16 protein-coding genes and 1 tRNA gene are annotated in these 18,706 nt (G+C 62.0%); 12 read left to right on the forward strand and 5 right to left on the reverse strand.

Annotated elements, in window-relative coordinates:
• Window positions 1-35: 35 nt before the first annotated feature.
• Complete coding sequence (locus P8192_RS02875) at window positions 36-1,058, reverse strand: ABC transporter permease (RefSeq protein ID WP_278158351.1); 1,023 nt, start codon at window positions 1,056-1,058, stop codon at window positions 36-38.
• The gene (locus P8192_RS02880) at window positions 1,055-2,575 is read right to left on the reverse strand and encodes a sugar ABC transporter ATP-binding protein (RefSeq protein WP_278158353.1); all 1,521 of its coding nucleotides are present in this window, start codon (window positions 2,573-2,575) and stop codon (window positions 1,055-1,057) included. The genes P8192_RS02875 and P8192_RS02880 overlap by 4 nt, the downstream gene beginning before the upstream one ends.
• 108 nt (window positions 2,576-2,683) lie before the next feature.
• Here P8192_RS02880 and P8192_RS02885 point away from each other — a divergent pair, with 108 nt between their 5' ends.
• From P8192_RS02885 to P8192_RS02915, 7 genes are all read left to right on the forward strand, one after another.
• Window positions 2,684-3,913, forward strand: a complete 1,230-nt coding sequence (locus P8192_RS02885) for an ROK family protein (protein WP_278158355.1) — start codon at window positions 2,684-2,686, stop codon at window positions 3,911-3,913.
• A 115-nt stretch (window positions 3,914-4,028) separates the two neighbouring features.
• Window positions 4,029-4,113 (forward strand) — tRNA-Ser (locus P8192_RS02890).
• A 284-nt stretch (window positions 4,114-4,397) separates the two neighbouring features.
• Window positions 4,398-4,940, forward strand: a complete 543-nt coding sequence (locus P8192_RS02895) for a dihydrofolate reductase family protein (protein WP_278158357.1) — start codon at window positions 4,398-4,400, stop codon at window positions 4,938-4,940.
• A gap of 500 nt (window positions 4,941-5,440) precedes the next feature.
• On the forward strand, window positions 5,441-6,634 hold the full coding sequence (locus P8192_RS02900; RefSeq protein WP_278158360.1) for a quaternary amine ABC transporter ATP-binding protein: 1,194 nt from the start codon (window positions 5,441-5,443) through the stop codon (window positions 6,632-6,634).
• Window positions 6,631-7,464, forward strand: coding sequence for an ABC transporter permease (locus P8192_RS02905; protein ID WP_278158362.1), 834 nt, complete (start codon window positions 6,631-6,633; stop codon window positions 7,462-7,464). The genes P8192_RS02900 and P8192_RS02905 overlap by 4 nt, the downstream gene beginning before the upstream one ends.
• 61 nt (window positions 7,465-7,525) lie before the next feature.
• Entirely contained in the window at window positions 7,526-8,431 is a 906-nt protein-coding gene (locus P8192_RS02910) for a glycine betaine ABC transporter substrate-binding protein (RefSeq protein ID WP_278158364.1), read from the forward strand.
• Between the two features lie 135 nt (window positions 8,432-8,566).
• Window positions 8,567-9,586, forward strand: coding sequence for a LacI family DNA-binding transcriptional regulator (locus tag P8192_RS02915; RefSeq protein WP_278158366.1), 1,020 nt, complete (start codon window positions 8,567-8,569; stop codon window positions 9,584-9,586).
• Between the two features lie 93 nt (window positions 9,587-9,679).
• Here the strand turns inward: P8192_RS02915 and aceB are convergent, their stop codons facing one another.
• Both aceB and aceA read right to left on the reverse strand, forming a co-directional pair.
• A complete protein-coding gene (aceB, locus tag P8192_RS02920) occupies window positions 9,680-11,362 on the reverse strand; it encodes a malate synthase A (protein WP_278158368.1) in 1,683 nt (560 codons plus the stop codon).
• Window positions 11,363-11,404: 42 nt separating this feature from the next.
• The gene (aceA, locus tag P8192_RS02925) at window positions 11,405-12,700 is read right to left on the reverse strand and encodes an isocitrate lyase (protein ID WP_270106229.1); all 1,296 of its coding nucleotides are present in this window, start codon (window positions 12,698-12,700) and stop codon (window positions 11,405-11,407) included.
• 252 nt (window positions 12,701-12,952) lie between these two features.
• Between aceA and P8192_RS02930 the strand changes: the two genes are divergently transcribed.
• Entirely contained in the window at window positions 12,953-13,792 is an 840-nt protein-coding gene (locus P8192_RS02930) for a spermidine synthase (RefSeq protein ID WP_278158369.1), read from the forward strand.
• 3 nt (window positions 13,793-13,795) lie between these two features.
• On the opposite strand, the gene P8192_RS02935 is transcribed toward P8192_RS02930, so the two are convergent.
• Window positions 13,796-14,995 (reverse strand): cytochrome P450, encoded by a 1,200-nt coding sequence (locus P8192_RS02935; protein WP_278158371.1) that lies wholly within the window; start codon window positions 14,993-14,995, stop codon window positions 13,796-13,798.
• A 132-nt stretch (window positions 14,996-15,127) separates the two neighbouring features.
• Between P8192_RS02935 and P8192_RS02940 the strand changes: the two genes are divergently transcribed.
• From P8192_RS02940 to P8192_RS02955, 4 genes are all read left to right on the forward strand, one after another.
• Window positions 15,128-15,856: an IclR family transcriptional regulator gene (locus P8192_RS02940; protein WP_278158373.1), complete on the forward strand. Its 729-nt coding sequence runs from the start codon at window positions 15,128-15,130 to the stop codon at window positions 15,854-15,856.
• Window positions 15,857-16,027: 171 nt separating this feature from the next.
• Window positions 16,028-16,354, forward strand: a complete 327-nt coding sequence (locus P8192_RS02945) for a 2Fe-2S iron-sulfur cluster-binding protein (protein ID WP_278158374.1) — start codon at window positions 16,028-16,030, stop codon at window positions 16,352-16,354.
• Window positions 16,355-16,357: 3 nt separating this feature from the next.
• A complete protein-coding gene (locus P8192_RS02950) occupies window positions 16,358-17,596 on the forward strand; it encodes an NAD(P)/FAD-dependent oxidoreductase (RefSeq protein WP_278158376.1) in 1,239 nt (412 codons plus the stop codon).
• An 86-nt stretch (window positions 17,597-17,682) separates the two neighbouring features.
• Window positions 17,683-18,654, forward strand: a complete 972-nt coding sequence (locus P8192_RS02955) for an ABC transporter substrate-binding protein (protein ID WP_278158378.1) — start codon at window positions 17,683-17,685, stop codon at window positions 18,652-18,654.
• Window positions 18,655-18,706: the final 52 nt, after the last annotated feature.

Genomic DNA, 18,706 nt, shown 5'->3' on the forward strand with positions numbered 1-18,706 from the left:
GGTAAAGAGGGGATGAAGGTGGTGCGGTGGATGAGTTAGGTGCGTTTGGCTTCGCGGGAGAACCGCTGCTGCAGCAGCACCGCGACGATGATGATGGCGCCCTTGGCGAGCGACTGCATGGACTGGTCAAGGTTGTTCTGAATGAAGACGTTGGAGAGCACGGCGAAGATGATCACACCCAGTACGGTGCCCACGATGGTGCCGCGGCCACCGATCAACAGAGTTCCACCAATCACGACGGCGGCAATGGCGTCCAGCTCGTAGAGGTAGCCGTGGGTGGAGGCGCCGGCGGTGGTGCGGGAGAGCATCATCACCGCGCCGATGCCGGCACACAGCCCGGCCAGCGCGAAGACGTACATGGTGTGCCGGGCGACTTTGATGCCGGCCAGGCGCGCTGCCTCGGCGTTGCCGCCCACGGCCACGGTCCGGCGTCCGAAGGTGGTGCGATTTAGCAGGAACCAGCCGGCGATGGCCACCAGAATGAAGATCCAGACGATCACGGGAAGTCCCAGGATGGAGCGCCGGAACGCGCTGGTGAACCCGGGCACGTCCACGATCTGGGTTTGCCGACCCGAGATCACTTCGGCGAAGCCGCGGGCCGCCACCAACATGGCCAGGGTGGCGATGAAAGGCACTACTTTCCCGTAGGCGATGATGATGCCGTTCACGAGTCCGGCGCCGGTGCCGACGGCCAGCGCGGTGAGCACCAGCAACAGCCAGTGCACGTCATTGGCCAGTGCCTGGGTTCCCAGGGTGGTGGCCCACACCGTGGCCAGCCCCATCACGGAGCCCACCGAGAGGTCAATGCCGCCTGCGGTAATGACGAAGGTGACGCCGATGCTGATGACCCCAATGACGGCAGCCTGGCTGAGAATCGTGGTCAGGTTCGACGTGCTCAGGAAGCGGTCGCCGCCGGTCACGGCGCCAATCACGATCAGCGCGATCAGCGCCACCACCAGGCCGAGGCTGTGCCCCAGGCTCAACTGGAACCGGCGCGGCCGTTGGTGCTCGGCGCCCGCCGGGCTCAAATCGCGCTCGACGTCGGGTGCGGTGCTCATGAGCGGGCTCCTTCCATCACCAGGTCCAGCACCCGGTGTTCATCCAATTGATCGGCCGGTGCCTGGTGCACCACGGTTCCATCGGCAATCACGAGCACCTGATCGGCCAGGCCGAGCACTTCCTCGATCTCGCTGGACACCAACACCACCGCTGCGCCCTGGGCGGTCAGTCGGCGTATGAGGGTGTAAATCTCGGCGCGGGCCCCGACATCGACGCCGCGCGTGGGCTCGTCCAGCAACAACACACGGCAACCGTGCACCAGCCAACGCGCCAGCATGGCTTTCTGCTGGTTGCCGCCCGACAGGGTCCGGATAGGCCGGTCCACGTTCGGCGGCGAAAGTCGCAGCGATGCCGCTTGCTCTGCCGCAGCGCGCCGCTCCGCCGCCTCACTCAGCCAGCCGCCGCGAGCAAACCGGGCGAACGTCGACAGGGTGATGTTGCGGTACACGGGCTCCTCGAGTAGGAGTCCCTGGCTCTTGCGCTCTTCGGGCGCCAGGCCGATGCCTTCGCGCACCGCGGCAGTAATGGACCCCGGGCGCAGCGCTTTTCCGCGGACCCTCACCGCGCCCTTGCTCGCCTTGCGCGCGCCAAACACCGTCTCCAGAATCTCCGAGCGTCCGGCACCCACCAGCCCGGCCAGGCCCACGACCTCACCGGGGCGTACCTTGAAGCTCACCGACTCGAAAACACCGTCGACGGCGAGCCCGTCCACCTCGAGAATCGGTTCCTCGCCCAGCGCGCCAGTGGGAGCGCCGCCGAAATCGCTGAGCACCTCGTGCCCGGTCATCAGCTCAATCAGTTCGGTCGTGGGGGTCTCTGCCACGCTCAATCCGGTGGCCACGGTGCGGCCATCCTTGAGCACCGTGATGCGATCCCCGATCCGGCGGATCTCCTCGAGCCGGTGCGAAATATAGACGACGGCCACGCCCTGCTCCTGCAGTGTGTGTACCACGCGGAACAGGTTCTCAACCTCTTCCGGGTCCAGCACCGCCGAGGGCTCATCCATCACGATCAGCCGGGCGTCGTAGGACAGCGCCCGCGCCATCGAGACCACCTGCTTGCCCGCGGCCGGTAGGCGTCCCACGGTGGTGTGCGGCGAAATCTCCGGGTGCCCCAGCCTCGCCATGAGCTCACGCGCTTGGGCGATCGTGCGCCCGCGGTGCAGTACCCCGGCGGAGGCGAGCTCGTGGCCGAGGAAAATGTTCTCCGCCACGGTGAGCCCGTCCACCACATCCAGTTCCTGGTACATCGTGGCGACGCCGAGACGCAGTGCCGCCGTCGGAGTGGGGATGGAGACTAGTTCGCCCTGCCAGCGAACCTCACCGCCGTCGGGCCGATGCATCCCGGCCAGAGTCTTGATCAGCGTGGACTTGCCAGCGCCATTTTGGCCCAGCAGGCAGTGCACCTCGCCGGGGCGTACCTCGAGATCGACCCCATCGAGCGCCTTGGCGCCGGGGAAGTGCTTGATGATGCCGGTCATGCTCAGCAGAGCACGGGCGTGGCTGTCTGTGACCATGCTCACACTGTAGGGGGACTTATGACGGCGGTCAAGCAAAAGTTGAAAACCGGTCGACGGACTTATGGATTCGTGACAGTTCGAAGCGGCGATGGTTTACTGGCTTTCATGTCTCAGGTCGCGGAAGTTCAGCAAGCGGGGGAGCTGTCGCAGGCTTCAGGTTCCGTCATTCCCACGGTGGTTGCGCCCAGCAGCGCAGGTGCACTGTTCCAATTGCTGCGCGACGGGCGCCCTCGCACCCGTGCCGATCTGGCCGCCGCCACCGGGTTCGCCCGCTCCACCATTGCCGCCCGGGTGGAGGAGCTGCTGGGTATTGGTTTAATCGCACCGACGGGCCCGTCCTCGTCCACCGGAGGGCGCCCACCGGCCACCTTCGCGTTCAATCCCGAAACCCGTTCCGTACTCGCAGTCGACGTCGGCGTCACTCATGCCCGGGTCGCCGTGACCGACCTGAACGGACGGATCCTGGTGCAACATGAGCAGGAACTCGACATCACCTCCGGCCCAGAAAACGTGTTGGACGCCGTCGCAGAGACCGCAGAAGGACTGCTCGCCTCGGTCGGTCGGGAGATCGGAGAGCTGCTGGGTGTCGGTGTGGGCGTTCCAGGCCCGGTGGAGTTCGATACCGGTCGACCGACATCGCCGCCGATCATGCCCGGCTGGGACGGCTTCGACATTCCTGGCTATCTGCGACAGCGGTTCCCCGTGCCGATTCTGGTCGATAACGACGTCAACGTCATGGCCCTGGGCGAACACGCGGCGGTACACCCGGACGTGGCGAACATGATGTTCGTCAAAGTCGCCACCGGTGTCGGGTCCGGACTCATCAGCGGCGGACTATTACAACGTGGAGCCCAAGGTGCCGCAGGCGACCTCGGGCATATCGCGGTTCCCGACGGCGATGAGAGCCTCTGCCGGTGCGGTAATGTCGGCTGTTTGGAAGCGGCCGCCTCCGGGCCGGCAATCGCCCGGAAACTGCGGGATCAGGGATTCGACCAGTTGGGTCACGCCGAGTTGCTGGACCTGGTCGCCGAAGGCGAGCCGAAGGCCCTGCAGGCGGTGCGGCATGCCGGTCGGCAGATCGGGTCCGTGCTGGCCGGGTGTGTGAATCTGCTCAACCCCTCGGTCATTGTGATCGGCGGAAGTATGGCGCTGGCGGGGGATCAGTTGCTCGCCGGAATTCGGGAGAAGATCTACTCGCGTTCTCTGCCACTGGCCACCCAGCATCTGCGGATCGTCGGGTCGTCCACGCACGGGCGTGCTGGTGTCTTGGGTGCTTCCGCGCTGGTGACCCAGCAGATGCTGGCCGCTGAGCGGATCAACGCCCTGGTGAGCTGACGCCGGTGAGATGTGCGTCTCTTCCGGCCCAGAGTTTTGGTGTCGGTCTTCATCTCCGCTATGCTGGTATCTGCTCTTGATGCGTTTCCTTGATGAGGCGCTGCAAGGGCGCCAAGGAGGATTCGCCTAGCGGCCTATGGCGCACGCCTGGAACGCGTGTTGGGTTCACGCCCTCAGGGGTTCAAATCCCCTATCCTCCGCCCTTGTGAGGCCCGGAATTCCGCCTATGTGCGGATCCGGGCCTCACGCTTTTCCGCTTGCGAGCGTTGACGTGCCAAGCGGCAAAAAGATCCCCTTCGCTCTGCCCTTGTTCGGCGAGCCATCTACACACTGATTCAGTCATCACCGGTGCGAAAATTTGTCACGCAGTGGACGGGCACCTTGAAACGTGCAGGAATGTTGCGCAGCTCTTTCCTTCTGAAGCGGAATCAACTGTACTGGTGTGACGGGCGACACTCGACCGCCCTTGTCGAAAGGCGTAGCCATGAGCCGCACTGTGACCGCCCACCTCTTTCACTCACTCAATGGAGTAGTCGAGAGTCCCCATCTCTGGCAGTTCGATTCCTTCGGTGACGACGAAGGGACGATGATGTCGGAGATGATCTCTCCGGTCACCGATGTGGTGATCGGCCGCCAGCTCTGGCAGGAGTGGGCGAAATACTGGCCCACGGCTGAGGATCCGTTTGGTGCGTGGATCAATCCGGTGCGTAAGCATGTCGTCTCGTCGACGCTTTCCCAAGATCTCCCCTGGAATAGCGTGCTCGTCGACGGTGACCCAGAAGACTATCTGCGCAAACTGCGGGCACGGGGAGAAGGTGGGATCTCTGTAATCGGAGGGATCACTACTGTGCGCTCGATGTTTCTTGCCGGCCTGATCGACGAACTGACTCTGACCACGCACCCAGTGGTAGTCCCTGAAGGTCGTCGACTCTTCGATGAATCGGTGCCGCTGACTCGATTGCGTCTGATGAGGGCAACGGCGACAGCGGCTGGCAACGCGGTGCTCACTTACGCCCTGCGGGACTGAGGACGGAGAAGTCAGCTAGAAAACGATTATCTGGCGGCAGAAATGCAGAGAACAATTCCAGGCAGCATGTTGGCCCCCGCTTGTGATTTCGCTGTGAGTGAACGTTTGAGTGCCATGCGTCGCGAGTCAAGAATCGTCGACTCTGAGCAAATATCCAGGTTTCTAGAAGCTCGTTCGCAGACACAAGCAGGCTGCTTGATCCGCGAGAAACTGCGGGATGTGAGCACGGTGTGGTTGATGGAGGGCGAGGGGCGCTACTTAAATTATGCATTCCTTCTAGAAATCATCGTGAAAAGTTGTTTATTCGCCTTATGTAACAGTGAGATAAAGATATTCTCACATCAGATCTGAAAAACATGAAATGTCTTGCTAGTGTTGAAAGGTACTTCTCGTTTGGTCTCATCGCACGTGGAGCGACTCGTTGTGGTCGCATCGCCGCACAGAACGAGGTGGGTGCGTCAACGTCTAGTACCGAGTAGAGCCGAAGAGAGGAGCAGAGGATGACTCAACCACAGGCCGAGGGAGCCGCGTCGAGCACCGCTGAACCGGTGGTCCGGGTGCGCAACGTCTTCAAAATTTTCGGCAAGCGTCCCAAAGAAATCTTGCGTAGGATCAAAGCCGGAGAACCACGAGAGAACCTTAAGGATCTGGGGACCGCAGCCGTCATCGATGCGTCGTTCGAGGTCATGCCGGGAGAGATCTTCGTCGTCATGGGGTTGTCCGGTTCGGGTAAGTCCACCCTGATTCGAACCTTGAACGCATTACAGCCCGCCACCGACGGAACCGTCGAAGTCATGGGCAAGGATCTAGGCAAGCTCTCCAAGAAGCAGCTGCGCGAGCTGCGTTCCGCGCACATGTCGATGGTGTTCCAGCACTTCGCACTGCTACCGCACCGCACCGTCCTCGATAATGCAGCTTATGGTCTGGAGATCAAAGGCCAGGGCAAAGCCGAACGGGAAAAAACCGCACGTGACGTCTTGGCTCGTGTTGGTCTCGAAGGCTGGGATAACAACTACCCCGGTGAACTCTCCGGCGGCATGCAACAGCGTGTGGGCCTAGCCCGCGCGCTGGCGTCCGGCAATGACATCCTGTTGATGGACGAGGCCTTCTCTGCTCTAGACCCGCTGATTCGGCGCGAGATGCAGCATGAGCTGGTCACCCTGCAGAAGGAACTGGGACGCACCATCATCTTTATCACCCACGATCTGAATGAGGCGATGTTCCTCGGAGACCGCATCGCGGTGATGAAGGACGGCCGCATCGCTCAGATCGGCACTCCCGAAGATATTCTGGCCCACCCTGCTGACGACTATGTCGCCTCATTCACCGCCGATGTCGATCGTGGGCGCGTGCTCACGGCCGAATCCGTGATGATTCCGGCTCAGGAGCTCTCCGAATCAGAACAGCGTGAGTACTCCTCAGCGCGTATCGCCTCGGTTCTGCCCGGCGCCACCCTGCAGGAGATCGTCCCCATTGCCGTTGAAGCAGACGGTCCGGTTGCGGTCGAGGGTGAGCAAGGCGGCAAGAAAGTACGTATTGGCTATGTCAAGGTGTCACAGCTGCTCGAAGCGATGGCCCCGCATGAGTCAATCACCGCAGCTGAGCACGAGCCAACCCTGCAAACCCGTCCTGAACCTCCGGAGTCTGCACCCGTGTCAGATGTGACCATTGCTGAGGAAGGGGGCCAGCGATGAACGACTTCCGCATTCCTTTCGGCGATTGGGTGGAAGTAGGCCTGTCATGGATGCTGGATGTGTTCTCCGGGGTTTTCTCGGTGATCCGTTCCGGCATGCTCAGCGCCAACGACTCTTTGGTGTGGTTGCTGACCACACCGCCGTGGTGGGTCATTGTGATCGTGCTGTCCGGTTTGGGCTGGTGGATCAAATCCTGGAAGCTCGCGCTCGGTACCGTCATCGGTCTGGTGATCATCCAAGGCGTGGACCAATGGGACAACGCCATGCAGACCCTTGGACTCGTCGTAGTGGCGACGCTCATTGCGGCGCTGCTCGCTATCCCGCTCGGTATCCTCGCTGCTAGTTCTCATACTGCTTCCAACATCCTGCGTCCGGTTCTGGACTTCATGCAGACTATGCCACCGATGGTGTACCTCATACCGGCGCTGGTGATTTTCCGCGTGGGCGTGGTCCCCGGCATGGTGGCCACCATCATCTTCGCCATGGTTCCGGGCGTTCGCTTCACCGAGTTGGGTATCCGCGGCGTGGACCGTGAAGTAGTTGAGGCGGGCGAGGCCTTCGGCGCCAGCCGTGGACGTATTCTGCGCCAGATCCAACTGCCACTGGCTATGCCAACGATCATGGCCGGTATCAACCAGGTCATCATGCTTTCGCTGTCCATGGTGGTCATCGCCGGCATGGTCGGTGCGGGCGCCCTCGGCGGCCAGGTGGTGGCTTCACTGAACCGTATCGACGCTGGCCTCGGATTCGAAGCAGGCATTTCTGTGGTGATTCTGGCCATGTACCTCGACCGGATCACCTCCCCGAAGAAAAAGGCGAACCAACGCTAACCTGTGCCCCGCACCGGCTAGACAACCGAATATTCACTCAACCAAGGGAAGGGAAGACATCATGACCAAAAAGTCGACCATCTGGAAATCCATCGCCGCGCTCTCCGTGGCAGGGCTGACCCTGACGGCATGTGGTGACGACGCCGGCAACGGCGACAACGGTGAAGCCTCAGGCGAAGGTGGAGAAATCACCATCGCCGTCTTCAACGGCTGGGAAGAAGGCATCGCCGCATCGGAGCTGTGGAAGTACGTGCTCGAGGAAAACGGGTACACCGTCAACCTTGAGTACGCCGACCCGGCTCCGGTCTTCTCCGGCCTGTCGACCGGCGACTACGACGCCACGCTCGACGTGTGGCTACCCACCACCCACGCGGACTACGTTGACGAGTTCGGCGCAGACCTGGAGGAGCTGGGTACCTGGAACGAGGAAGCCACTCTGCACCTGGCGGTGAACGAAGATGCTCCTATCGATTCCTTGGACGAGCTGGCAGACCACGCTGACGAGTTCGGCAACCAGATTGTGGGTATTGATCCGGGTGCGGGTCTGGTTCAGATCACCGAGTCCGAGGTCATCCCGACCTACGGCTTGGAGGGTATGGACTTCACCACCTCGTCGACGCCAGCGATGCTGCAGGAGCTCTCCACGGCAACGGAGAACGGTGAAAACATCGTCGTCACCCTGTGGCGTCCGCACTGGGCTTACGAGGGCTTCCCGATCAAGGATCTCGAGGACCCGGAGGGTGCCTTCGGTGACGGGGAAACCATCAGCACCTACGGCCGCGAGGGCTTTACCGAGGAGTTCCCTGAGGTGGCCGAATGGTTCCAGAACTTCGAAATGGATGCCGACACCTTGCACACCCTCGAGAACGTGATGTTCAACGAGAACCAGGATGTCTCGGACTACTCTCCGATTATTGAGGAGTGGGTCGCCGAGAACCAGGAGTACGTGGACGGCATGACCAGCTGACACCTCGAATGCCGGACCTGATTCGGTGATCTGCTGCCCGGGTGCGACACCAGAAATTCTGGGGTTGCACCCGGGCAGCACTGTTTCTGACGCCGACTATGATGGAACCACCCGATTTACTGGCTCAGGAGCCTCATGACTTCGTCTTCGCGCACGCCCACCATCAAGGACGTCGCGGCCCGTGCCGCCGTGTCCGCCTCCACGGTCTCGCGGGCCTTCTCTCGCCCTGACATGGTGGCGGAAGCCGCGTATCAGCGCGTGATGAAGGCGGCAGAAGAACTCGGATATCAACCCAACCCGCTGGCCCGTTCGCTGGCGCTGCGCCGCACCGGCAACGTTGGACTAATCCTGCCGGATATCGCCAACCCCTACTTCACCCCGCTGGTAAAGCAAGTGCAACGCCGCACCCGTGCCCTAGGGCGCTCGCTGCTGGTGGCCGACACCGACCAGTCGGATGTGGTGGAGAACGAACTAGCTGAAGCCCTGATCCCGCAGGTGGACGGGCTGATTATGGCATCGCCTCGATCACATCCCGAAGCGTTGCGTGGTTTCGCGGCTCGCGTGCCGACGGTCGTCGTCGGTTTTCCCGTGGAGGGGGTGCGCTCGGTGATCCTGCGCACCCGCCCGCAGATGACCGAAACCTTGACCCGGCTGAAGCATCTGAACCACGATCAGGTGGCCTGGCTCCGTGGACCACGAGAAGCAGCCGTGGCCGATGAACGTGACCGTTTCATGCGTTCGGCCGCCGAGGAACTGGGCATCAGCCTGCTCGAATGGGGGCCCATGCCTATCGCCCAGGAGTCCGGTGCTGCCGTGGTGGATGAGTTGCTGGAATCCGGGGCAACTGCGGCGGTGGCTTTCAACGACCAGATCGCTTTCGGCCTCGTCACGGAGCTACGCCATCGGGGGCTGGGAGTACCCGGCGATGTGTCGGTGATCGGTATTGACGACTCGATTCTGTCCCGGCTATGCGTTCCGGCACTGACCACCATCCGGGTGCCGATCGCCAGCGGAGGCCTGGAGGCGCTGGAGGCACTGGACGCGGTGATGAACCTTCCGGAACGTCGTATCGCCTCCCTGCGCCCGGTGCATACGGTGATCTCCTCGGAGATCGTGGACCGGGCCACCGTGGCGGTGCGGAAGGTTCAGCGCTAGTAATTCTTGACCTGCATCAGACGCAACAACGCCCGCAGCAGTGGAGAATCTGCTGCGGGCGTCGTCATCGCGGTGCGGCGATGAAGCGGGTGATTAGCTGGCCGCGGCCACCATCTCAGCCCGTGCTCCGGCGGCGTCAGCGGCAGCTGACAGGTACCGGCGGTAGGCCGGAACGGTGAGGAACTCGGGGAACTCTTCGGCCAGGGCGGCCTCGACGAACAGTTCCTTGGCCTCATCGAGCATGTCCGACTCCGTGCGCGGCAACTCAGCGAACGCCTCCTCGGTCAGCTGGCTGACCCACTCCCGGGTCACTGTCCGCTCGGATCCTTCCGAGGTGGTGGCGGTGGCACCAGCATGGATCCACTGCCACAGCTGCGACCGTGAAATCTCGGCGGTCGCGGCGTCCTCCATCAGGTTATGGATGGCGGCTGCGCCGTTACCCTGCAACCAGGAATCCAAGTAGCGGATGCCGACGTCGATGTTCATCCGGATGCCCGCTTCGGTGATCTCGCCTTCGGTGGCGCCCACATTGAGCAGCGCTGCCGCATCCGGGATCACGTCCTCGCGACGGCGGGTGCGGATCTGGTTGTTGTTCTCACCCAGCACCTTGTCAAACACCTCCATGGCCACGGGCACCAGGTCGGGGTGAGCCACCCACGAACCGTCGAAGCCATCCTGGGCCTCGCGGGTCTTGTCGGCGCGCACCTTCTCCAGTGCTGCCGCGTTGGCTTCCGGATCCCGACGGTTCGGAATCTGAGCGGCCATGCCGCCGATGGCCGAGGCGCCGCGGCGGTGGCACGCGCGCACCAGCTGCTCGGTGTAGGCCCGCATCATCGGCTGGGTCATGGTGACCTGGGCACGATCAGGGAGCACATAGTCGGCTCCACGCTCACGGAACACCTTGATCAGCGAGAAGATGTAATCCCAGCGGCCGGCATTTAGCCCGGCTGCGTGGTTACGCAGCTGGTAGAGGATCTCCTCCATCTGGAAGGCCGCGGTGATCGTCTCGATCAGCACGGTGGCCCGGATGGTGCCCTGCGGAATGTCGAGGTAATCCTGTGCGGCCACGAACACGCAGTTCCACCAGCGAGCCTCGAGGTTGTGCTCGAGCTTCGGAAGGTAGAAGTACGGGCCGCGTCCGCGACGGATCAGCTCTTCGGCGTTGTGGAACAGGTAGAGCCCGAAATCCATGAGTGATCCCGACATCGGCTCGCCGTCGACCAGGATGTGGTCTTCCTCGAGGTGCAGACCCCGGGGGCGAACGATGATGGTGGGCATATCCTCGAGCCGCTCGGCCTGCAGACGGTAGTCCTTGCCGGCGTCCGAGGTGAAGTCGATCTGCTGACGGATCGCGTCACGCAGGTTGACCTGCCCGGATACGGAATTCTCCCACGACGGCGTCGAGGAATCCTCGAAGTCCGCCAGCCAGCACCGTGCTCCGGAGTTCAGCGCGTTGATCGTCATCTTGCGATCCACCGGGCCGGTGATCTCGACTCGGCGATCCTTCAACCCCGGTGCCAGTGAGGCGACTCGCCAGGAGTCATCCTCACGGATCTTGCGGGTCTCCGGAAGGAAGTCCGGAGTCAGCCCGGCGCTGATGGCCTGGCGCATCTGCTCACGAGCAGCGAGCAGCTCCAGACGACGTGCGTTGAACTTGCGGTGCAGGAAGGCCAGGAACTCCAGGGCCTCCGCGGTGAGGACCTCGTCGCGACCGGGCACATAGTGGCCCTGCATGGTCACGTTGTTGATGGTCACTGACGTGTCGATGGGGTACATGGTTCTCTCCGATCAGGAATTCATGACGTCGGTGTCATGTGCTTAGTGGAACTGACCGGACTCGGTCGATCCCACCAGAGCAAGGGTGGAAGCATTCGGGTTCAGGGTGGTGGAGATGGCATCGAAGTAACCGGTGCCGACCTCGCGCTGGTGCTTGGTAGCGGTGTAGCCGTTGACCTCATCAGCGAACTCGCGCTCCTGCAGCTCGACGTAAGCAGCCATCTGGCGCTCCTTGTAGCCGCGAGCCAGATCGAACATGGAGTGGTTCAGGGCGTGGAAGCCGGCGAGGGTGATGAACTGGAAGGTGTAGCCCATGGCACCCAGTTCGCGCTGGAACTTGGCGATGGTCTCGTCGTCCAGGTTCTTCTTCCAGTTGAACGACGGCGAGCAGTTGTAGGCCAGCATCTGGTCCGGGTGCTCTGCCTTGACGGCCTCGGCGAACTGGCGGGCCAGCTCCAGGTCCGGGGTGCCGGTCTCCATCCAGATCAGATCCGAGTACGGAGCGTAGGCCTTGGCGCGGGCGATGCAGGGCTCGATGCCGTTGCGGACCTTGTAGAAGCCTTCCGCGGTGCGCTCGCCGGTGATGAACTCGGCGTCGCGCTCATCCACATCTGAGGTGATCAGGGTGGCTGCCTCAGCGTCAGTGCGGGCGATGATCACGGATGGAACATCGGCGACGTCGGCTGCCAGTCGAGCAGCGTTCAGGGTGCGCACGTGCTGACCGGTGGGGATCAGCACCTTGCCGCCCAGGTGGCCGCACTTCTTCTCCGAAGCCAGCTGGTCCTCCCAGTGCACGCCGGAGGCGCCGGAAGCGATCATTGACTTCATCAGTTCGTAAGCGTTCAGGGGGCCACCGAAGCCGGCCTCGGCGTCGGCAACGATCGGGACCAGCCAATCCTCCACGGTCTGGATGCCCTCGGAGAACTCGATCTGGTCGGCGCGCATCAGTGCGTTGTTAATGCGGCGAACGACCTGCGGCACCGAGTTGGCCGGGTAGAGCGACTGGTCGGGGTAGGTGTGACCGGAGAGGTTCGCATCGGCGGCGACCTGCCAGCCGGAGAGGTAGATGGCGCGCAGGCCGGCCTTGACCTGCTGCACGGCCTGATTGCCGGTCAGAGCGCCGAGAGCGTTGGTGTAGTCACCACGGGAGTTCTCGTCGGTGAGCTGCTCCCAGAGCTTCTCGGAACCGCGCCGGGCCAGGGTGTGCTCTTCCTGAACACGACCACGCAGACGGACGACTTCCTCGGCGGTGTAGTCGCGCTGGGTGTTCTCCCAGCGGGAGTTGTTGTCCCAGTCGTGCTGGATCTGTTCGGCCGAAACGGGAGTGTGCTGTTCCATGATCTGCTCCTTCGATTTCTTCCCCGATGGGGCTTGTGCGGTTGCTATGCACACCACTCTGGTGCCTCCACAACCCCGAAGGCAGGGGAATCTGAAGAAAAGATTTGGACGGTCTGACGCAATCGAAAGGAACGCCGACTTTGCGGCGAGAATGTGGGTGGCATCACGAAAAGCTGCATCAGGGGTAAAAAATCTGCAGTTTTTGACTCAGGCGTCCGCGAGGTGCGCCCGTGACGATGGAAGAATGGGCGCATGACGACTTCCGAGTCACGCGATATGTCCCGACCCAGTGGCCGCAGTATCCAGCTCAGTGCCACCGGACAGCAGGCGCGCATCATCCAGGATGAGCACGACGACGGCTGGGTGCTGGAGGTTGGCGGAATGATCCAGTCGCATGTGGACCTCGATCACCCACGGCGTATCCGTTACGAATACCTTGCTCGCATCGCCCACGTGATCGACGTTTGTTGGACGGCGACACGGCCCCTGGGGGTCCTGCATCTCGGTGCCGGCGCGCTCACCCTGCCGCGGTATGTGCAGGCCACGCGTCCCGGCTCCGCGCAGACGGTGATTGAGCTCGAGCGGGAGCTGACCTCCCTGGTGATCTCCGAGCTGCCGCTGCCCGCGGGTACCGACCTGGACGTGATCGTCGGTGATGCGCGCGCCGCGTCGCTGGAGCTGTCAGACCAGGGGCGGCGCTTCGATGCCGTCGTGCTGGATATTTACACCGGGCTGGGGGAGGCCGAGCACCTTTCCGAGGAGTCGTTCTACGCGGAGCTGCTCGCAATGCTGAACCCGAGTGGTGTGCTCCTGGTCAATATCGGTGACGACGCCGGGCTTCCGTACTTTGCGCGGCAGGCCCGGCTGCTCGAATCCGCCGCCACAGATGCAGGATTTTCTGGCGCCTGGACACTGGTGGACGCTGGCCTGCTGGAGCGGCGTTCCGCCGGCAACCTCATCCTGGCCGCCGGTGACGGGATGTCGGTAGCGGATCCCGACGAGTTGCGATCGGCGCTTTTGGCCCGCGGTCCGCACCCGGCGGCGGTCCTGGATCCTGCGGCCACGGCTGAATGCGTGCAGGCATCAACATAACCGTTACCAGGTGACGGGCATGGATGTAATCCCGCGGAAAACCCATCCGTCCCATTCTTCAGGGCGTCCCGGTGCTTGTGTCAGATTCGGGAAGCGATCGTACAGGGCTGGCACGGCAATGCGACCGATCGACTCTTGAGCCGCCCATTTGCCGGCACATTGATGAACACCACGGCCAAACGCGAAGTGGGTTCCTTCGGACCGATGGACGGAAAATCGGTCCGGGTCGCTGAACTGGTTCTCATCCCGATTCGCCGAGGCCAGGATGGCCCCCACCTGGAGGCCAGACGGAATGCGGAAACCGTCGAACTCGCCGTCTGCAATCGTCTCTCGGGTGATCATCCCGATCGGCGTGTATTTCCGCGCGCACTCCGTGAAGATCTTGTTCCAGACCGACTCGTCGTGGAGCGCTTCGGCCAGGACCTCCGGATGGTGGGATAGCTCGTGGACGGAGTTGGTGATCATATGCTGCGGCTCGTTGATTCCGCCGGAGATGGTGAGCATGACATTGAGCCGGACCGACTCTTCTGGAAGGCCGCCTTCCAGCATGGCAGACGTGATGGAGGAATCGGGCTGGCGCCGGAGTCGTGAGATCGTCTCATCGAGTGCTTCATGGCACTCATCGCGGGACTGATCACAGCGACGCCAGATGTCAGCATCGTCGAGGACATTTCCCGACCCTGCGATGAAATCAGCGCTCCAGCGTGCCATGTCGTCGGGTTCCACAGGGTGCATGCCCAGCATGGAAATCAGGTTCTTCGCAGCCAGCGGTGCAGCGAAATCGTGGTTCAGGTCGGCGCCCGGCCCGACCTCGTCCAAGACGTCAAGATAGTGGTTGGTGTTCTCCGCGAACATGTCGGACCAGGCTTCCATGATGTTCTTGGGTCGCAGCGGCCTATTCATGGGGCGGCGCTCAGTCGCATGGTGCGGGTCGTCTTTGCGGATCAGCGGGCGACCACCCATCGCTTTCACCATGGCCGCCCCTTCGACATGGGACGAGAAAATTTCTGGATGGTCTTCGACGTATCCGCACCCCGCGTAGGTGGAAAAGATCACTTTATTGATGGCCGGGGCCCAGAAGACCGGCGATTCGGACCTCAACTTCCGATACGTGGGGAAAGGGTCGCGGGCCATTTCCGCAGGGTTGAGCCAATCGGCGACGGGCAGGTCTGCAACGGCAGCATCCTCATGAACGGTAGACATCGGTCCTCCTTCTCGGGCGAGTTCGTTTCTTGAGTATGATCTGACTCACAGTGAAGTTGTTAGTTGTTTTCGAATGATGCGAAAAGAGGGGTCGTGGCTCGGAAATCAGCGGGCGTCTCCGCCATTCATCGGATGCGCAGGGTGTTGGAGACTTTTACCCCGAACGATTCAGGGTTGACGCTGACCGAGATTGCTCGAAGGGCATCGATGCCGGTGAGTTCGGTGCATGGCATAGCGCATCAGCTGGCAGACGAGGGATTGCTTGAGCGCGGGCGCGGTACCTTCATGCTCGGCGTCAAGCTGTGGGAGATCGCCATTCGAGCACCGGGAACGTTCGGCCTGCGACAGGCGGCGCTGCGGCCCATGGAAAGGGCGCACGCGTTGATTGGTCATCACGTGCAGCTAGGGATTCTCTCGCAATCCGAGATGCTGTATATCGAACGGCTCTCGTCCGACGATCCGGTGGTGAACTTTACGAAAATTGGTGGACGGCTGCCCTGGTACCGCACCTCGAGCGGGATTTTGCTCGTCGCGCTCGGCGATCCGGACGTCAGAGCGCGGCTGATGGACGAATCCCCGCGTGCCGGGTGGCCCTCGATGCCCATGGATGAGGCCAGCATGCGCCAGTGGCTGCGTCGGGTCGAGCACAATCGATTCGTCGTTTCCGAAGGCTTCGTGCATCCCGACGCCACCTCCATTGCGGTGCCCATCATGTCGCCGTGGAATTCGGCCGTGGCGGCACTCGCCGCGGTCGTCCCGTCTCAGGGCACGGATGTCGAACATGTCGTGGCCACGTTGCGGCGTGCTGCCCGCGAAGCCGGCCAAGGGCTGGCTGACACCTTGACGCGCGATGACGCGTAGCCTCCCCCGACGCTAACTCGACAGGTGCTCTTGCCGAGCCCAATAAGTGTCTTCGAATGATTCGAAACTATCCGGCACCCCTGTGTGATCCATTTCATACTCGAATGCACGGTGGTACACGACGTCAGGTCGTCCCGCCACGAGAAATGCACGAGTGTTAGAGGAGGCACGATGCCCGTCATCACGTATCACCTGAACGACGGATCAACCCGAGAGGTCGAGACGCCCGTGGGTGGCCGAGTCATGCAGACGGCGTTGTCGAACAATGTGCCCGGAATTATCGGGGAATGTGGCGGCCAAGCCATGTGCGCCACATGCCACGTGTACGTTCGAGAAGAATTCCTCGATCGTCTTCCCCCCGTCTCGGACGACGAAGAAGAGATGCTGGACGTGACGGCTGCCAAGCGAGACCCGGTGCGAAGTCGACTCGGGTGCCAGATCGCCCTAGATTCAGAAGACGAGCGCTTGGAAGTTGATGTTCCGGAAGTGCAGGTCTAAGCGATGACGACGGTGATTATCGGTGGCGGCCAAGCGGGCGTGCAGGTCGCTGACTCACTTCGAGCGGGCGGTTACGGCGAAGAAATCACGATGGTGACGGACGAAGCCCCGTGGCCCTACCAGCGACCGCCTCTCTCGAAAGAGCTCATGAATACGGCGGGCGCGATCAAACCATTGCCGTTGCGTCCTGAAATGTTCTTTTGCGACAACGACATCAACCTCGTGCGCGGAACGGCTGCGACCGGCATCGATCGTCGGCGCCAGACCGTGCGGTTGGCGGATGGTCAACAGCTTCCCTATTCGCAGTTGGTGATGGCGACGGGAGCCCGGGTACGACCGTTGGGAATTGCCGGGGCAGACCTACCGGGCGTCTTCGGGTTGAGGACCCTTGAGGATGCGAAGCGACTGGAAAGCGCGATACGTCCCGGGGCGAAAGTGGTCATCGTCGGTGCTGGGTTCATCGGCTTGGAATGCGCTTCTGGTCTGCGCGCACTCGGGTGCGACATCATCATCCTGGAGTCGGGCAGCCGTGCGATGAAGCGGACCTCGAGCCCGGTGATGAGTGAGTGGTTTGCCGAGGCACATCGATCGACCGGTATTGATCTCAAATTCGAAGAACGGATCGCCCGAATTGACACCACTCCGGGTGGGCAACAACTGGTCGCCCTGTCGACGCTGGGGAACCGATACGAAGCCGATGTCGTGGTGTGTGGGAACGGTGTGATGGCCAACGATACCCTGGGGGCGAAAGCCGGACTCGACGTTGACGACGGAATCCTGGTCGATTCCTCGTTGCGGACCTCGGACCCGAAAATTGTGGCCGTCGGCGACTGCGCACGCTTCCCCAGCGTGCATGCCGGCACGAGGGCACGATTGGAATCGGTGCAGAATGCAACGGCGCAAGGACGGCACGCTGCCTCGACGATTCTCGGGGGAACGGACGCGTATAGAGCGGTTCCGTGGTTTTGGTCGGTTCAAGGCAAAAACAAGCTTCAGATCGCTGGCATCGTCGGAGCGAACGATCGACGGATCACGGTCGGCCAGCCCGACGAAGGAAAGTTCTCGGTGATGAACTTTCAGCGCAATATCTTGACCTCGGTCGAATCCGTCAACCAGCCGGCGGTGCACATGGCGGCTCGGAGAGCCCTCGAACACGCCATCCTCGTGACCTATGACCAAGCGGTAGAGCCAGGTTTTTCACTCGTGACCGCCACGAAAGCACAACAAGCATCGGCCGCCTAAAGCTCGGATCCTGTCGGATCCGCACCAGGGGTCTGGCCACCGTAGACATTACTTGCCACATTGTGAGGAGTTATGAAATGAAAAGTATGACACGCCCATTTCTCGCTATGGGATTCGCTGGTTTGCTCGCACTCACCGCCTGCGGAGGCCCAGCTTCCGGGGAATCTGACGATGAAGCCGGGGCAGAGAGCGAACTCATCGACCTGACGCTCGGGATCATCCCCATCGCCCACGCGTCCATCATTCCCTACGGCGTCGAGAAGGGCATCTTTGAGGAACACGGGCTGAACGTCACCATCGAAACCGGACAGGGTGCGGCCGCCATGTTGCCCGCACTGCAGACCGGCCAAATGGATGTGGTGATTGGAAATGCTGCGTCGGTGATGCAGGCGGCCGACCAGGGAATGGATATGCGGATCGTGTCTGGATTCGCCAATTCCCTGGAGGAGGGGTACGACGTCAACGGCGTATTGGTCCGCTCCGGCGAGGGCATTGAATCGTGGTCCGATCTGGAAGGCTTGGATGTGGCGACGAATGCGCTCCGCAGTCAGGGCGACCTGACGATCATGGAGTCGGTCGAAGCGGACGGCGGTGATCCCAGTGCGGTGAATTTTGTCGAGATCAACTTCCCCGATATGCAGTCGCAGCTGGAGGTCGGCAACGTTGACGCGATTTGGGCGCCTGAACCTTTCCAGAGTAACGCTGAGTCGACGGACGGGATCGAGATGCTGGGCCATCCCAACCAGATCATTCCTGGACTGCCCACCGTGGTCGGGTTCAGCGCGGGCGACTATGTTGAGAACAACGCTGAAGCCCTCAGTCGGTTTCAGGATGCGATGGCTGCTTTGGTGGATCAATACGTGAATGATCCCACCGGGCCGACGGAAGCGGTCATGGAATTCATGGACGTTCCGGAGGAAGTTGCTGAAGTCACGCTATTCCTCGACGAATATGACAGTGAGATTCGGACAGAGCAACTCGGCGACCTCGCTGATCTGATGGTGAAGTACGGCTTCATCGAGGAGAATCCGATTGATGATGACTTCTTTGTCCAGTGAGTAAGGGCCTGCCTGCGGTCGAATGCTGGACCCGGCCGCAGGCAGGCTGATA

It is taken from the genome of Citricoccus muralis, assembly GCF_029637705.1.
GTDB lineage: Bacteria > Actinomycetota > Actinomycetes > Actinomycetales > Micrococcaceae > CmP2.

Coding starts and splice junctions, on each gene's coding strand:
- P8192_RS02950 (WP_278158376.1), top strand. CDS start 16,358: ATGACGACGGTGATTATCGGTGGCGGCCAAGCGGGCGTGCAGGTCGCT.
- P8192_RS02885 (WP_278158355.1), top strand. CDS start 2,684: ATGTCTCAGGTCGCGGAAGTTCAGCAAGCGGGGGAGCTGTCGCAGGCT.
- P8192_RS02930 (WP_278158369.1), top strand. CDS start 12,953: ATGACGACTTCCGAGTCACGCGATATGTCCCGACCCAGTGGCCGCAGT.
- aceB (WP_278158368.1), bottom strand. CDS start 11,362: ATGTACCCCATCGACACGTCAGTGACCATCAACAACGTGACCATGCAG.
- P8192_RS02935 (WP_278158371.1), bottom strand. CDS start 14,995: ATGTCTACCGTTCATGAGGATGCTGCCGTTGCAGACCTGCCCGTCGCC.
- P8192_RS02880 (WP_278158353.1), bottom strand. CDS start 2,575: ATGGTCACAGACAGCCACGCCCGTGCTCTGCTGAGCATGACCGGCATC.
- P8192_RS02945 (WP_278158374.1), top strand. CDS start 16,028: ATGCCCGTCATCACGTATCACCTGAACGACGGATCAACCCGAGAGGTC.
- P8192_RS02875 (WP_278158351.1), bottom strand. CDS start 1,058: ATGAGCACCGCACCCGACGTCGAGCGCGATTTGAGCCCGGCGGGCGCC.
- P8192_RS02905 (WP_278158362.1), top strand. CDS start 6,631: ATGAACGACTTCCGCATTCCTTTCGGCGATTGGGTGGAAGTAGGCCTG.
- P8192_RS02955 (WP_278158378.1), top strand. CDS start 17,683: ATGACACGCCCATTTCTCGCTATGGGATTCGCTGGTTTGCTCGCACTC.
- P8192_RS02900 (WP_278158360.1), top strand. CDS start 5,441: ATGACTCAACCACAGGCCGAGGGAGCCGCGTCGAGCACCGCTGAACCG.
- P8192_RS02910 (WP_278158364.1), top strand. CDS start 7,526: ATGACCAAAAAGTCGACCATCTGGAAATCCATCGCCGCGCTCTCCGTG.
- P8192_RS02940 (WP_278158373.1), top strand. CDS start 15,128: ATGCGCAGGGTGTTGGAGACTTTTACCCCGAACGATTCAGGGTTGACG.
- P8192_RS02915 (WP_278158366.1), top strand. CDS start 8,567: ATGACTTCGTCTTCGCGCACGCCCACCATCAAGGACGTCGCGGCCCGT.
- P8192_RS02895 (WP_278158357.1), top strand. CDS start 4,398: ATGAGCCGCACTGTGACCGCCCACCTCTTTCACTCACTCAATGGAGTA.
- aceA (WP_270106229.1), bottom strand. CDS start 12,700: ATGGAACAGCACACTCCCGTTTCGGCCGAACAGATCCAGCACGACTGG.